Here is a 14,048-nt window from a genome sequence, read left to right as displayed (position 1 = left end):
CTTCCGTGCAGCGTTGAGGGGTCTGCACGGGAGGAGGGCGAACAGGGTGGACGACGAGCCGTTGTCGGCGGAGGAGTCGCTGAACCTGATCGCCCAGCAGAACCGGCGCACCCGCCGGGAACTGGGCGGGGGCCCGGCGCGGATGCTCGCGGCCTGGGCCCTCGCCTGGATCGTCGGCTGGGGCTTCACGTACGTCACCACGCAGGCCTGGGTGGCCGTGCCCGGCTGGGTCGCCGGGGGCGTCGTCGTCCCGCTGCTGTTCCTCGGCGCCGTCGCCTACACGGCCTACACCAGCATCCGCACCGGCCGCGGGATCCGGGGGCCGTCCCGCACGGTCGGCGCGATGTACGGCTACGGCTGGGCGCTCGGCTCGATCGGGCTGATGGTCGTCGACATCCGGATCACACAGTTCCAGGCGCTCTCGTCCGACCAGGTGTCGCTGCTGTGGACCGGCACGTGGCTGCTGTTCACCGGCGTGATGTACCTGGCGGGTGGCATGGTGTGGCAGGACAAGCTGATGTACGGCCTCGGCGCGTGGATGATCGTGTCGGCCGCGCTGAGCGTGCTGGTCGGCTACCCGGCGAACTTCCTCGTGCTCACCGTCTGCGGCGGCGGTGGCTTCCTGCTCGGCGCGATCGTCTACTTCGTGCGCGAGAAGACCGGCCGCTGATGAGCGAACTGCCCCAGCTCGACCCCGTCATCCACGCCCAGGCGCGGCTGCGGGTCACGGTCGCCCTCGCCGGGCTGCGCACCGGCGACCAGATCACCTTCCCACGGCTGCAGCAGCTCCTCGACATGACCGCCGGCAACCTCTCGACGCACCTGCGCAAGCTCGAAGACGCCGAGTACGTCGAGATCACCAAGGCCTACGAGCACCGCACCCCGGTCACGCTGGTCAAGCTGACCGCCCGCGGCCGGGCCGCGTTCGAGAGCTACACCAAGGCGCTGCACCAGCTGCTGGACGCCACCGGCGGCGACTGACGTGGCCCGCTGGGTGATCCACCTCGACCTGGACGCCTTCTACGCCTCGGCCGAGCAGCTCACCCGCCCGACGCTGGCCGGGCGCCCGGTGCTCGTCGGCGGCACCGGGCCCCGCGGCGTCGTCGCCGGCGCGAGCTACGAGTCCCGGGCGTTCGGCATCCGGTCGGCGATGCCGATGGCGCAGGCACGGCGGCTGCTCCCGGCCAACGGCGTCATCGTGCCGCCGCGGTTCCGCGTGTACGAGCGGCTCAGCCAGGAGGTCTTCGCGGTCGTCACCGAGGTGGCGCCGGTGCTCGAAAAGATCTCCCTCGACGAGGCCTTCGCCGAGCCGCCGCAGCTGGCGGGGGCGTCCCTGGAGGCGGTGACGGCGTTCTGCGCCTCCCTGCGGGCGCGGATCCGGGACGAGACCGGGCTGGTCGCGTCGATCGGCGCGGGCAACGGCAAGCAGATCGCGAAGATCGCCTCCGACGAGGCCAAACCGGACGGGCTGCTGGTCGTCCCGCAGGGCACCGAACGCGAGTTCCTCGCGCCGCTGCCGGTGCGCGCGCTGTGGGGGATCGGCCCGGTCGCCGAGGGGAAGCTGCGGTTCATCGGCGTCCAGACGCTGGGGCAGCTGGCGGCACTGTCCGAACAAGACGCCGTGGCGACGCTCGGCGGCGTGGTCGGGCGCGAGCTGCGGCGCCTGGCGACCGGCGCCGACGACCGCCCGGTCGCCGACCGCGGCGAGACCAAGCAGGTCAGCGCCGAAACGACGTTCGACTTCGACATCATCGACCTGGCCACGCTGCGCACCGAGGTCCGGCGGATCGCCGCCGGCGCGCACCGGCGGCTCGTCAAGGCCGAGCGCGTGGCGCGGACGGTGGTGATCAAGCTGCGGCACACCGACATGCACACGGTGACCCGCTCCGAGACGATCTCCGCCCCGACCGACGACCTCGCCGAGCTGGCCGCGACCGCCGAACGGCTGCTGCTCGACCCGGCCGAGTTCGGCGGGATCCGGCTGGCCGGCGTCGCCTACAGCGGGCTCTCGGTACCGCACCAGGACGCCCTGTTCACCCTGGCCGTCCCCGAGACGCCCGCGTCGACCGTGGTCACCGCGGCGGCCCCGGCCGCGGCGCCGCCCTCGACGTGGCGGCAGGGCGACGACGTCGTGCACGAGGAGTTCGGCACCGGCTGGGTGCAGGGCGCGGGCCACGGCCGCGTCACGGTCCGGTTCGAGACCCGCTCGAGCGGCCCCGGCGTGGCGAGGACGTTCGAGCAGGCGGACCCGGCCCTGCGCCGCGGCGACGCCGGAGACTGCCTGAAGTGACCCCCGATGTGACATCGTGGAGCGCGGTGGTCACCGAGGGGGTTGCATGGCGGGGGAAGCGGCTGAGCTGGTCCGGCGCGCGCGGGCGGTGCTGTTCGACTGCGACGACACCGTGCTCGCCACCGCGAAGGCCCGCTGGAGCATCCTCATCGCGACCGCTCGCTCGTTCGGGGTCACGCTCACCCGGGACGCCATCGAGGCCGCGTGGGGCCTCCCGTTCGACCGGTTCGTCGCGGCGATCGTGCCGTCGGTCGATCCCGGGGCGTTCGTGGGCCGCTACCGGCTCGCGATGAGCGTGCGCCGCCCGGAAGCCGCGCCGGGCGCGCCGGAGCTGCTCGGCCACCTCGCGGCCCGGTCGGTGCGGATGGAGATCCTCACCGGCGGCAACCGGGCCCTGGTCACGCAGGACCTGGACGCGCTGGGCCTGACCGGTCACTTCGCGCGGATCTACGGGCACGAGGAAACCCCGTTCCACAAACCGGATCCGCGGGTGCTCGACGTCGTCCTCGAGAACCTCGCCCGCGAGGGGTACGACCCGGCGGAGCTGGTGTTCATCGGGGACAGCGTGCGCGACTTCCGGGTCGCCGCAGCCCGGGAAGTCGCCTTCGTCGGCGTGGTGAGCGGCTTGGAGCCCGCCGCCGGGTTCACGACGGCGGGCCTGCCGGCCGAGCGGATCGTCGGCGACCTCACTCAGCTGCTGCCGGGCTGAGGCCTCACTCCGCGGAGCAGCCCTGCAGCTTCGCGACCTCCTGGCCGGCCAGCAGGAACGCGCCGACGCCGTAGGCCGCGGTGTCCGTCGCCTTGGCCGCGGCCGGGCGGTCGCCGACCGGCTGGACGTAGCCGAGCAGCCCGCTGGGCTGCAGTGCCTTGGTCGACAGCGCCGTCCACGCCTTGTCGACCACCGGGCGGAACCGCGCGGCGTCGAGGACGCCCGCGTTGATGCCCCAGCCGATGCCGAAGGCGAAGAACGCCGTGCCGCTGCTCTCCGGGCCGCCGTGGTCCCACGGGTTCAGCAGGTCGGAGTTCCAGAAGCCGTCCCGGCGCTGCACGAGGCTGAGCGTCGTGGCCATCTTCTTGAACACCCGCAGGTACTCCGGCCGCCGCGGGTCGTCCGACGGCAGGACCTGCAGCACCTTCGTCAGCGCCGCCAGCGCCCAGCCGTTGCCGCGCGACCAGAACACGCCCGAGCCGGTGAACCGCGCGTCGCGGTACCAGAGGCCGGTGAACTCGTTGAACAGCTTCTTCTCGCTGGAGCGGAACAGCTGCTGCATGGCGTCCAAATAGGACGGATTGTGGTCGATCAGGCTCATCCGCGCGAACGACGGCATCGCCATGTTCAGCGCGTCGACGTAGTTCCAGTAGTCCCGGTGCCCGGCCTGCACGGAAGCGACCTCGGCCTGGATCCGGGTGCGGATCGAGTCGAGCGGGATCTCCGGGTGGAAGTAGGTGTACAGGTCGAGGTAGGCCTCGCCGGCGGCCTGGTTGTCCGGGAAGAACGGCCGCTCCGGGTCGTCCGGCAGCCGGTAGCCGTTGGCCTGCGCCCAGGGGTAGGTCTTGTGGTTGGACTGGCCGGTGGTCCGGACCAGCGCGAGGTTGCCGACGTGGAACGTCGCGTTCTGCCAGTCCGGCGCGTCGAGGTTCGTCCCGTTGGTGACCCAGTAGTTGCCCGCGGACACCATTTCGTCGGAAATGGTGCAGGTCGCGGCGGTCGCCACCGGGGCCGTCAACAAACCGCCCGCCACCGCCGCGGCCGCGAGCACGCCGAAACCGCGAAATCCCGGGAAACGCATGAAAGCGTCCTCCTCAACAATCATGGCGGCGGTCATCCGCAGCGAGTGAAGCGCGTCCCGGTGGGCGTGTCAAGGTGCCGATGAGCGGTACGCCGCAACGGTTTCCAGCAGCCGGCGGGCCGCGGACTCGGCGCCGTCGGCGTCCTTCGCCAGCACCAGCGTCAGCACGCGGGAATGCGCGACGAGCGTGTCCGCCGGTTCGCCCTGCGCCCGCAGCGCCGCCACCACCGGCACCTGCAGCTGTGCGATCAGGGCGTTCCCGGACGCACGGACGAGCGCCGCGTGGAACCGCGCATCGGCGGCCCGGAAGTCCGCGGTGCCGGTGGCGTCGGCCATCAGGGCGTACGCCGCCGCCATCGCCGCCAGCTCGTCGGGACGCCGGTGCTGTGCGGCCATCCGCGCCGCCTGCGGTTCGATCGCCAGCCGCAGTTCGAACAGCTCGCGCAGGTGCTCCCGGCCGTCGGGACCGCCGACGCGCCAGGCGATGACGTCCGGGTCGATCGCGTCCCACGCCTCGGGCGGCAGCGTCCAGGTGCCGACCCGCGGGCGCGCGGTGACCATGCCCTTGGACTCCAGGACGCGCAGCGCCTCGCGGACCACGGTGCGGGACGCGGAGAACCGGCGGCCGAGCTCCTCGGGGACGAGCGGCTGCCCGTCCCCGAGGACGCCTTCGACGATGAGCCTGCCCAGTTCGTCGACGATGCGGGCGTGCAGGTTCCGCGGCGCGCCCACCGCTACTCGGGCAGGCCGACGCGGCGCTCCCCGCTGCGCAGCTGCTGCAGCACGACCGCGATCACGAGCAGGGCGCCGTGGGCGACGTTCTGCCAGAAGGGGTTGATGCCCAGCCCGGACATGCCGTTGTCGAGCACGCCCAGGATGATCACCGCGAGCACGGTGGAGATGATCGACCCGCGGCCGCCCTTGAGCATCGTGCCGCCGAGCGCGGCGCCGGTGACGGCCTGCAGCTCCAGGCCTTCGGACCCGGACGTCGGCTGGCCGGAGCCGGTGCGCGCGGTGATCAGCACCCCCGCGATCGCCGCGACCACGCCGACCAGGGCGTAGACGCCGATGATGTACCGGTTGATGTTGATGCCGGCCAGCCGCGCGGCGGTGTCGTTGCCGCCGATGGCGTAGACGTTGCGGCCGATGTCGGTGTACTTGAGCAGGAAGTGCAGGGCCGCCGCGACGATCAGGAACACCCACACCAGCGACGGCAGGCCCAGCACGGACCCCTTGGCCAGGAAGATGAACAGGTCGTCACCGCCGGTGTAGCCCTGCGCCTTGCCGTCCGAGATGACCTGCGCGATGCCCTTGTAGGTGGCCAGCATGGCCAGCGTCGCGACCACCGGGTTGACCCGGCCGAAGATGATGATCAGGCCGTTGACCAGGCCGCAGAGGATGCCGACGCCGACCGCGGCGAGGATGCCGGCCTCGGAGTTGCCGGTCGAGGTGAACACCATCGCCGAGACGACGGACGCGAGCCCCGCCATCGAGCCGACCGAGATGTCCAGCGCACCGAGGATGATCACCAGGGTCTGCACCAGGGCCAGCAGCCCCATGATGGTGATCGCGCTGCCGATCAGCAGCAGGTTGTTGGTGCGGAAGAAGTTCTCGTTCAGCACGCTCAGCAGGATCACCAGCGCGATGAGCGTGATGATCAGGCTCGAGTTCTGCACGCCGATGCCGGTCAGCACGCGGCGCGCGGCCGACGGCTGGGGCGGCGCGGCGGGGGCCGAGGTTTCCTTGGTGGGGGTGCTCATGCGCCGATCTCCTGCTGTTCTTCCACGGCTGGTTCGGTTTCGGGGATGGCGAGGGTCAGCACGGCCTCTTCGGTGGCTTCCTCACGGCCGAGCTCGCCGGCCAGGCGCCCGGCCCGCATCACGAGGATGCGGTCGGCGAGCGTCAGCACCTCGGGCAGGTCGGAGGAGATCACCAGCAGGGCGATGCCCTCGGCGGCGAGGCCGTCGATGATCCGGTAGATCTCGGCCTTCGCGCCGACGTCGACGCCGCGCGTCGGCTCGTCGAGGATCAGCAGCTTCGGCCTTCGCGCGAGCCACCTCGCGAGGACGGCCTTCTGCTGGTTGCCGCCGGAGAGCTTGCGGACTTCCTGCTCCATCGACGGCGTACGCACGCGAAGCTCGCGTACGTACTCCTCGACGAGCGCGCGTTCCTTCGCGCGCTTCACGACGCGGAAGCGGCGAAGCCGGTCGAGGACGGCGATGGAGACGTTGTCGCGTACAGACCGCTGCATGAGCAACGCGTCCGTCTTGCGCTCTTCGGGCGCGAAGCCGATGCCGGCCTTCACGGCGTCACCGGGGTTGTGCGCGCGCAGGCGCTTCCCGGCGAGTTCCACGGTCCCGGACCGGATCGGCAGGTCGCCGACGATCGCGCGGGCCAGCTCCGAACGTCCCGCGCCGACCAGCCCGGCCAGGCACACGACTTCGCCCGCGCGGACCTGCAGGGAGATGCCGGTGACGTCGTCGGTGGTGACGTCGTCGAGCTTCAGGACGACGTCACCGGTTTCCTGCGTGGTGCGGCGTTCCAGGGCCGAGAGGTCACGGCCGATCATCATCCGGACCAGGCCGGCCTCGTCGGTCTCCGCGGCCTGCTGGACGCCGACGAGCTTGCCGTCGCGCAGCACGGCGACGCGGTCGGCGAGCTGGAAGATCTCCTTCATCCGGTGCGAAACGTAGACGACCGCGACGCCGCTGTCGCGCAGCCGCCCGATCAGCCGGAACAGCGCCTCGACCTCGTGCTCCGACAGCGACGACGTCGGCTCGTCGAACGCGATCACCCGCGGCGGCGTCGCCGCGGTGAGGACGCGCAGGATCTCGACGAGCTGGCGCTGCGCCGGAGACAGGGCGGCGCCCAAGGTCGCGGGGTTGAGCACGCCTTCGAAGCCGTACTCGACGAGCGCGTCGTGCGTGGCCTTGGTGAGCGTGCGGCGGCTGAACACCCGCGCCTTCGCGGGCAGTTCGCCGACGAAGACGTTCTCCGCCACCGAAACGTGCGGGATGATCTCGGGTTCCTGGTAGATCACGCGCACCCCGGCGGCCATCGCGGCGCGCGGGGTGTCGAAGGTGACCTCGGTGCCGTCCAGGAGGAGCCGGCCGTCGTCGGGGCCCTGGTCGCCGGACAGCACGCGCAGCAGCGTCGACTTCCCGGCGCCGTTCTCGCCCATCAGCGCGAGCACCTCGCCGGACCGGAACTCCAGCGAGACGTCGTCGAGGGCGGTGACGCCGGAGAAGCGCTTGCCGATGCCCTCGACGGCGAGCGCGGGAGGAGAGGCGGACATGTGCGGCCTTTCGGCGGTGGGGCCCGCGGGCAGCGCGCTCGGCGCCGCCCGCGGGGAGTGCGGTCAGGTGCAGTTGACGCCGGCCTGCTTGTAGTTGTCCTTGTTGACGATCGTGGTCTTGGCGATCGTCTCCGCGGGCAGCTCCTTGCCGTTCTTCACCTTGTCGACGAGCACCTGGATCGCCGAGCGGCCGACCTCGGCGCCGGAGATGTAGAGCGCGGCCTTGTTGCCGGTGTCCTTGCCGGCGGCCCAGTCCTTGCAGGTGAGGTACGCGCCGAGCCCGACGCCGATGATGTTGTTCGCCGCCACGCCGGAGTTCGCCAGCGCGGTCACGACGCCGGTCTCGTTTTCGTCGTTGCAGCCCCAGACCACCCAGTGCTTGACGCCCGGGTTGGAGCCGATCACCGCGCCGGAGCGGTTCTGCGCGTCGACGGGGGAGTTGTCGGTGCCGACCTCGATCACCGGGACCTCCGCGCCCGCGGCCTTGGCGAAGGCCGACTTCGCGGCCGTGACGCGGTCGGTGCAGACGGTGAGGTCCTGCTTGTAGGCGCTGATGATCTTCGTGTCGGCGGCGGTCCAGCCGGCGGCCTTGAACAGCTTCCCGGCTTCGGTGCCCACCGAGTCGCCCATCTGGCTGCCGTTGAAGCCGACGAACGGGGCCTTCGCGCCGGTGCCGTCCTTGATGACGTCGTCGGAAGCGATGATCGGGATGCCCGCGCTCTTCGCCTTGTCGATCACCTGCGGGCCGATGGCCTGGTCGGGGACCACGATGGCGACGCCGTTCGCGCCCTGCGCGACCGCCGCGTCCAGCTCGGTGATCGCCTTGTTGGCGTCCTGGCCGAGGTTGACCACCTTGAGCTCGACACCGAGCTCCTTCGCCTTCTCCTGCGCCCCCTGCGCCTGCTCGACGAAGTACTGCTGGTCACCCTGTTTCTGCAGGTAGTACAGGGTGATCTTGCCGTTGGCCGGGGCCTGCTGCTGGGGCGCGGCGGCGTCTTTGCCGGACGAGCACGCGGCCAACAGGACTCCGGAAATCAAACAACAACCAACAACGCTCCAGGTCCGGAACCTGTGCGGGTATGTGGACATCGAGTGCTCCCATGGGGCCGGGGACGAGTGGTGCGGGTAGGGGTATCGCCGAGTGACTCGTATTACAAAACACCCGTTCGTGGAGCGTCAAGCCGCAGTTAGCGGAGTGAGACCTACTCTCTGTGACCGTGTGGCGGCGTCCTCGCGGTCATTTATCGTATTTTTTCCCCGCTGGGCTGGGCGTTGTCCGGTTTTGTCCTGTGCGAATGTTGTGATCGGTGTTGTCGACTGTGGTGCGATTTGCCGATGACCGGGATGCCGTCTCTGCGGTGTTCGCCCGGCTGGCAGGATGGCCGGACCACGTTAGGGGGGACCGATGACCAAGCACCGCGTCGCCGTGCTCGCCGGGGTCGCCGTCCTGGCGGCCGCCTGCAGTGGCCCGCCGCAGTCCGGCCCGGCGCCGACCCCGTTCCCGGAGGCGGCGGGGTTGTCGTCGGCCGCCGCGCCCGACGGGTCGTTCAGCGTCGTCGCCACCGGCGACGTCCTGATCCACCCGGCGCTCACCGAGCAGGCCGAGGCCGACGGCGGCGGGAAGTTCGACTACCGGCCGCTGCTGGCCGGGATCAAGCCGCTCATCTCCGGCGCCGACCTCGGGATCTGCCACCTCGAGACGCCGTTGGCGCCGGAAGGCGGGCCGTACAGCGGGTACCCGTCGTTCAGCGCGCCGCCGGAGATCGCGGACGCGCTCAAGGACACCGGCTACGACACCTGCTCGACGTCGTCCAACCACACCATCGACCAGGGCGCCGACGGCGTCACCCGGACGCTGGACAAGCTCGACGACGTCGGCATCAAGCACACCGGCTCGGCGCGGTCGGCCGCGGAAGCCGCGAAACCGCTGATCCTCGACGTCCACGGCGTGAAGGTCGCGCAGGTGTCGTACGCCTTCGGGTTCAACGGCATCAAGGTGCCGGCCGGAAAGCCGTGGCTGGCCAACCAGATCGACGTCGACGACGTCCTTTCGGCAGCTCGCAAGGCGCGGGAAGCCGGGGCGCAGGTCGTGATCGCGAGCCTGCACTGGGGCGTGGAGTACCAGCACGACCCGACGGCGGAGCAGCGGTCCCAAGCCAAGAAGATCCTGGCGTCGGAGGACATCGACCTGATCGTCGGTCACCACGCGCACGTGGTGCAGCCCTTCGAGAAGATCGGCGGCAAGTGGGTGGCCTACGGGCTCGGCAACAGCGTCGCCCGCCACTCCGAACCCCGCGGCGACACCGAAGAAGGTGCGGCGGCCCGGTTCCGCTTCGTCCGCGACGGCGACCGCTGGAAGGTCGACAAGGCCGAGTACATCCCCACCCTGATCAAGCTCGACAGTCCGATCCGCTTGATCGACTTGTCGACATCCCCGCCGTCCGCGCAGGTCACGAAGGCCCTGCAGGACACGGACAAGAACATCCTGAGCCTGAAAGCGGACAAAGACGGCCTCACCCGCCCTGGCAAGTAACGGGCATCAAGCGTGATCAGAGGGGCATCACGCGTGATTGAGGAGGCATCGCGGTGATGCCCCGCCAGGCACGCGTGATGCCCCTTCAAGCACAGGTGATGCCCCTCTGATCACGGGAGAATCCCGTGGTCAGTGGGTGCGGGTGGTGATCAGGCGGGCCAGGGACGCCAGTTCCGCCGCCGGGCGGGGGACCGGGTTCGCCGTTCCCAGCTCGCGAAGTCCCTTCGCCACCAAGGCCGCCGCCTGGGCCTGGCTCCACTGGCGGCCGCCGGCCTCCTCGACGAGCGAGGCGGTGCGGGCCAGTTCGGCGTCGGTGAGCGGGTCGGCGCCGGAGTACAGCGCGGCCAGTTCGGTCGCGGCGGCGGTGCCCGAGCGCAGGGCCGTCACCACCGGCAGCGACTTCTTGCGGTTCTGGAGGTCCGAGTAGACCGGCTTGCCCGTCTCGGCGGGGTCGCCCCAGATGCCGAGCAGGTTGTCGACGTGCTGGAACGCCAACCCGACCGATCGGCCGAACGCCCCGAACCGCGCCGCTGACCCCGGTTGACCGCCGTGCAGCGCGCCGAGTTCGCAGGCCGCGCCGATCAGGGCCGCCGTCTTGCCGACGGCCATCTTGACGCACTCCGCCGCCGTGACGTCGTCGCGTTGCTCGAAGTCCAGGTCGGCGGCCTGGCCTTCGAGCAGGTCGAGCACGCCCTGGGACAGGATCTTCGCGCCATCGGGCGTCAGCTCCTCGAACGCCAGACTGAGCAGCGCGTCCCCGGCGAGCACGGCGGGCCCGGTGCCGAAGACCGTCCACGCCGTCGGCCGGTGCCGGCGGGTGGTGTCGCCGTCCATGACGTCGTCGTGCAGCAGCGAGAAGTTGTGCACGAGCTCGACCGCGACGGCGGCGGGGACGGCGTCCGCGGGATCGCCGCCCGCCGCCTCCGCGGACAGCAGCACCAGCGCCGGGCGCAGGGCCTTGCCGCCGTCGCTGTGCGCCGGTTCGCCGTGGGCGTCCCACCAGCCGAAGTGGTAGCCGGCGATCCGCCGCATCGTCTCGGGCAGCCGCTCGGCCGCGGTGCGCAGCGCCGGGTCGACGAGGCTCTTGCTCCACGCGAGAACATCGGCGATCGGCCGGGCCGCGGTGCGCGTGTTCATGGTCGTCATGGGCGGCCGATTTCGACGTCGTCGAGGATGCCGAGGGCGTCGGGGACGAGGACGGCGGCGGAGTGGTAGGCGGTGAGGAGGTAGGTGGTGATGGCGTGGTCGTTGATGCCCATGTAGCGGACGTTGAGTCCGGGTTGGTATTGGTCGGGGAGGTTTTTCGGTCGGAGTCCGATGACGCCGGCGTCGTCTTCGCCGGTGCGCATGGCCAGGATCGAGGTGGTGCCGGCGGGAGAGATGGGGATTTTGTCGCTGGGCAGGAGGGGGACGCCGCGCCAGGTGGTGACGCGTTTGCCGTCGAGGGTGGTGGTGTCGGGGTAGATGTGGTGGGTGGTGCAGGCGCGGCCGAAGGCGGCGATGGCTTTGGGGTGGGCGAGGAAGAAGCGGGTTTTGCGGCGGCGGCAGAGGAGGTTGTCGAGGTCTTGGGGGGTGGGTGGGCCGGTGCGGGTGGTGATGCGGTGTTTGAGGTCGGCGTTGTGCAGGAGCCCGAAGTCGGTGTTGTTGATCAGTTCGTGTTCCTGGCGTTCGCGTAGGGCTTCGACGGTGAGCCGGAGTTGTTGTTCGAGCTGGTTCATGGGGTGGTTGTAGAGGTCGGTGACGCGGTTGTGGACGCGTAGGAGGGTTTGGGCGACGGCGAGGTCGTATTCCCGGGGTGCGGGGTCGTAGTCGACGTAGGTGCCGGTGAGGTGGGGTTCGCCGTCGTGGCCGGCGGTGAGGTCGATGGCGGCTTCGCCTTTGGTGTTCTGGGGTTTGGCGGGCCGGGTGAGGGTCTCGGTGACGTGGGTGCGGAGGGTTTCGGAGCGGCCGTTGAGGCGGGTGTAGGTGGCGGCGGGCAGGACGAGGGCGGTGACGCGGGTGGCGGCGCGGGCGGTGCAGGGCCAGGTGGTGTCGGTGCGGGCGAGGAGTTCTTCGCCGAAGTGGTCGCCGTCGGTGGCGGTGCCGAGGTGGGCTTCGTCGCCGTAGGGGCCGGTGCGGTGGGTGGTGACTTTGCCGTGGGCGATGAGGATGAGGGTGTCTTGGGGGGTGCCGGCGGTGAAGAGGGTGGTGCCGGGTTCGTATTCGCGTTGTTCGAACGCCTCGGCCAGCGCCCTCAAGGCGTCTTGGTCGGTGAAGTCGCGCAGGAGGGCGAGTTCGGTGAGTTCGGCGGGGACGACGTGGACGCGGGCGCCGGTGGTGTAGAAGCTGACTTTGCCGTCGCCGAGGGTGTAGGTGAGGCGGCGGTTGACGCGGTAGGAGCCGGCGGGGACCTCGACCCAGGGCAGCTGGGTGAGCAGCCAGCGGGTGGTGATGCCGCGCATCTGCGGCACCGATTTGGTGGTGGTGGTCAGCGTCCGCGCGGCGGTGATCCCCAGCGACAGCTGCACGGAGGTGGTTTCTTCGGTGACGGTCACGGGTTCACGCGCCGATCGGGTCCGGGTGCGTCGGGCGGGCGGGTGCCCGCGGTCTTGGGCACGACCCGGGCGGCGGTGGTGCCCAGCCCGGTCGGCCCGAACGCCGAGGGCGGCAGACCGGGCCCGGGCCGCGGCGGTTGCGCGTCGGGTGGGCGGGGCGGGGTGACCGGCTCGGGCATCACGCCTCCCGGCCGAGTTCGGCGCTTTCCAGCACGGCCAGGGCGTCGGGGACGAGGACGGCGGCGGAGTAGTAGGCCGAGACCAGGTAGGAGATGATGGCCTGTTCGCTGATGCCCATGAACCGCACGTTCAACCCCGGCTGGTACTCGTCCGGCAGCCCGGTCTGGTGCAGCCCCACCACTCCCTGGGCCTGTTCCCCGGTCCGCATCAGCAGGATGGAGCTGGTGCGGGTTTCGGTGACGGGGATCTTGTTGCACGGCAGGATCGGCACGCCCCGCCACGCCGGGACCTGATGCCCGCCCAGCTCGATCGCGTCGGGGTAGATGCCGGCCTTGGTGCATTCCCGGCCGAACGCGGCGATGGTTTTGGGGTGGGCGAGGAAGAACCCCGGATCCTTCCACACCAGCGCCAGCAGCTCGTCCAGATCGTCCGGGGTGGGCGGGCCGGTGCGGGTCGGGATCCGCTGGGCGAAGTCGGCGTTGTGCAGCAACCCGAACTCGGCGTTGTTGATCAGCTCGTGTTCCTGGCGTTCCCGCAACGCCTCCACCGTCAACCGCAGCTGCTGCTCGATCTGGTTCATCGGCTGGTTGTACAGATCCGCGACCCGGGAATGGACCCGCAGCACCGTCTGCGCCACCGACAGTTCGTACTCCCGGGGGCGGGCTTCGTAGTCGACGAACGTGCCCGGCAGCACCGGCTCCCCGTCATGGCCCGAGGCCAGCGAAATCTCGGCCTCACCGTGATCGTTGCTGGCCGCCGACCCCCGCGCCAGATACTCCTGCAGATGCGCCTGCAACGTCTCCGACCGGGCCAGGACCTCGTCGAACGCCGCACGGGGCAGCGTCAGCACCGTGCACGCGGTCACCGCCTTCGCGGTGAACTCCCAGATCCCGTCCCCCCGGACCAGGGCACTCTCCCCGAAATAATCCCCATCCGCCAACGTCCCCAGCACGGTCTGGTCGCCGTAAGCGCCGGTACCGACCTTGGAGATCTTGCCGTGGGCGATCAGGAACACCTGATCGGCCTGGCTGCCGAACTCCACCAACGCATCACCCGGCTCGTACTCCCGCTGCCCGAACCGCCCCGCCAGCTCCGTGAGCACCTCCTCGTCGTCGAACCCCCGCAACGGCGCCAGCTCACCCAGCTCCGGCGGGATCACCCGCACCTCACTCCCGGTCGACGTGAACGTCACCCGCCCGTCCCCCACCGCGTAGGACAACCGCCGGTTCACCCGGTACGCACCACCGGAGACCTCCACCCACGGCAGCACCCGCAGCAACCACCGCGAGGAAATGCCCTGCATCTGCGGCACCGACTTCGTCGTCGTCGCCAACGTCCGAGCCGCCGCCCGCCCCAAACTCAACGGCGCCTGCTCGGATTCCACCGGGTCGGTGACAGTCACAGCGAAAACCACCCCATCGTTCGC

General features: G+C 70.7%; 14 protein-coding genes. 5 read left to right on the top strand and 9 right to left on the bottom strand.

Annotated features, from left to right (window positions below):
• The first annotated feature begins 46 nt into the window (after positions 1–46).
• The 4 genes from ACH54P_RS21470 to ACH54P_RS21455 are packed head-to-tail and all read left to right on the top strand — an operon-like array spanning position 47 to position 2,999.
• On the top strand, positions 47–670 hold the full coding sequence (locus ACH54P_RS21470; protein WP_489915412.1) for a hypothetical protein: 624 nt from the start codon (positions 47–49) through the stop codon (positions 668–670).
• Positions 670–981: a transcriptional regulator gene (locus ACH54P_RS21465; RefSeq protein ID WP_489915410.1), complete on the top strand. Its 312-nt coding sequence runs from the start codon at positions 670–672 to the stop codon at positions 979–981. Before ACH54P_RS21470 ends, ACH54P_RS21465 begins: the two co-directional genes overlap by 1 nt.
• A gap of 1 nt (position 982) precedes the next feature.
• The gene (locus ACH54P_RS21460) at positions 983–2,290 is read left to right on the top strand and encodes a DNA polymerase IV (protein WP_489915408.1); all 1,308 of its coding nucleotides are present in this window, start codon (positions 983–985) and stop codon (positions 2,288–2,290) included.
• Between the two features lie 46 nt (positions 2,291–2,336).
• Positions 2,337–2,999: an HAD family hydrolase gene (locus ACH54P_RS21455; RefSeq protein ID WP_489915406.1), complete on the top strand. Its 663-nt coding sequence runs from the start codon at positions 2,337–2,339 to the stop codon at positions 2,997–2,999.
• Between the two features lie 4 nt (positions 3,000–3,003).
• On the opposite strand, the gene ACH54P_RS21450 is transcribed toward ACH54P_RS21455, so the two are convergent.
• From ACH54P_RS21450 to ACH54P_RS21430, 5 genes are all read right to left on the bottom strand, one after another.
• Positions 3,004–4,080, bottom strand: coding sequence for a glycoside hydrolase family 88 protein (locus ACH54P_RS21450; RefSeq protein ID WP_489915404.1), 1,077 nt, complete (start codon positions 4,078–4,080; stop codon positions 3,004–3,006).
• A gap of 69 nt (positions 4,081–4,149) precedes the next feature.
• Positions 4,150–4,812, bottom strand: coding sequence for a FadR/GntR family transcriptional regulator (locus tag ACH54P_RS21445; protein WP_489915402.1), 663 nt, complete (start codon positions 4,810–4,812; stop codon positions 4,150–4,152).
• A gap of 2 nt (positions 4,813–4,814) precedes the next feature.
• A complete protein-coding gene (locus ACH54P_RS21440; RefSeq protein WP_489915400.1) occupies positions 4,815–5,840 on the bottom strand; it encodes an ABC transporter permease in 1,026 nt (341 codons plus the stop codon).
• Positions 5,837–7,375 carry a sugar ABC transporter ATP-binding protein gene (locus ACH54P_RS21435; protein WP_489915398.1) on the bottom strand — a complete coding sequence of 513 codons (1,539 nt, stop codon included), beginning with the start codon at positions 7,373–7,375 and terminating at the stop codon, positions 5,837–5,839. Before ACH54P_RS21435 ends, ACH54P_RS21440 begins: the two co-directional genes overlap by 4 nt.
• Before the next feature lie 63 nt (positions 7,376–7,438).
• A complete protein-coding gene (locus tag ACH54P_RS21430; RefSeq protein WP_489915396.1) occupies positions 7,439–8,413 on the bottom strand; it encodes a substrate-binding domain-containing protein in 975 nt (324 codons plus the stop codon).
• 367 nt (positions 8,414–8,780) lie between these two features.
• On the opposite strand from ACH54P_RS21430, the gene ACH54P_RS21425 reads away from it, so the two are divergent.
• Entirely contained in the window at positions 8,781–9,908 is a 1,128-nt protein-coding gene (locus tag ACH54P_RS21425; protein WP_489915394.1) for a CapA family protein, read from the top strand.
• 129 nt (positions 9,909–10,037) lie between these two features.
• Here the strand turns inward: ACH54P_RS21425 and ACH54P_RS21420 are convergent, their stop codons facing one another.
• The 4 genes from ACH54P_RS21420 to ACH54P_RS21405 are packed head-to-tail and all read right to left on the bottom strand — an operon-like array spanning position 10,038 to position 14,024.
• A complete protein-coding gene (locus tag ACH54P_RS21420; protein WP_489915392.1) occupies positions 10,038–11,054 on the bottom strand; it encodes a family 2 encapsulin nanocompartment cargo protein polyprenyl transferase in 1,017 nt (338 codons plus the stop codon).
• Entirely contained in the window at positions 11,051–12,442 is a 1,392-nt protein-coding gene (locus ACH54P_RS21415) for a family 2B encapsulin nanocompartment shell protein (RefSeq protein WP_489915390.1), read from the bottom strand. The genes ACH54P_RS21420 and ACH54P_RS21415 overlap by 4 nt, the downstream gene beginning before the upstream one ends.
• Positions 12,439–12,621, bottom strand: a complete 183-nt coding sequence (locus ACH54P_RS21410; RefSeq protein ID WP_489910201.1) for a hypothetical protein — start codon at positions 12,619–12,621, stop codon at positions 12,439–12,441. The genes ACH54P_RS21415 and ACH54P_RS21410 overlap by 4 nt, the downstream gene beginning before the upstream one ends.
• Positions 12,621–14,024 (bottom strand): family 2B encapsulin nanocompartment shell protein, encoded by a 1,404-nt coding sequence (locus ACH54P_RS21405; RefSeq protein ID WP_489910202.1) that lies wholly within the window; start codon positions 14,022–14,024, stop codon positions 12,621–12,623. Before ACH54P_RS21405 ends, ACH54P_RS21410 begins: the two co-directional genes overlap by 1 nt.
• Between the last annotated feature and the right edge of the window lie 24 nt (positions 14,025–14,048).

The sequence above is a fragment of the Amycolatopsis sp. N2S4-7 genome (assembly GCF_058119595.1).
Note: the sequence above shows the minus strand (reverse complement) of the source record. Positions and strands in the feature narration are given on the sequence as shown.

Bases quoted from the DNA above. Each gene is read 5' to 3' on its own strand.
- ACH54P_RS21465 (WP_489915410.1), top strand. From the start codon at position 670: ATGAGCGAACTGCCCCAGCTCGACCCCGTCATCCACGCCCAGGCGCGG.
- ACH54P_RS21455 (WP_489915406.1), top strand. From the start codon at position 2,337: ATGGCGGGGGAAGCGGCTGAGCTGGTCCGGCGCGCGCGGGCGGTGCTG.
- ACH54P_RS21450 (WP_489915404.1), bottom strand. From the start codon at position 4,080: ATGCGTTTCCCGGGATTTCGCGGTTTCGGCGTGCTCGCGGCCGCGGCG.
- ACH54P_RS21440 (WP_489915400.1), bottom strand. From the start codon at position 5,840: ATGAGCACCCCCACCAAGGAAACCTCGGCCCCCGCCGCGCCGCCCCAG.
- ACH54P_RS21435 (WP_489915398.1), bottom strand. From the start codon at position 7,375: ATGTCCGCCTCTCCTCCCGCGCTCGCCGTCGAGGGCATCGGCAAGCGC.
- ACH54P_RS21425 (WP_489915394.1), top strand. From the start codon at position 8,781: ATGACCAAGCACCGCGTCGCCGTGCTCGCCGGGGTCGCCGTCCTGGCG.
- ACH54P_RS21420 (WP_489915392.1), bottom strand. From the start codon at position 11,054: ATGACGACCATGAACACGCGCACCGCGGCCCGGCCGATCGCCGATGTT.
- ACH54P_RS21410 (WP_489910201.1), bottom strand. From the start codon at position 12,621: ATGCCCGAGCCGGTCACCCCGCCCCGCCCACCCGACGCGCAACCGCCG.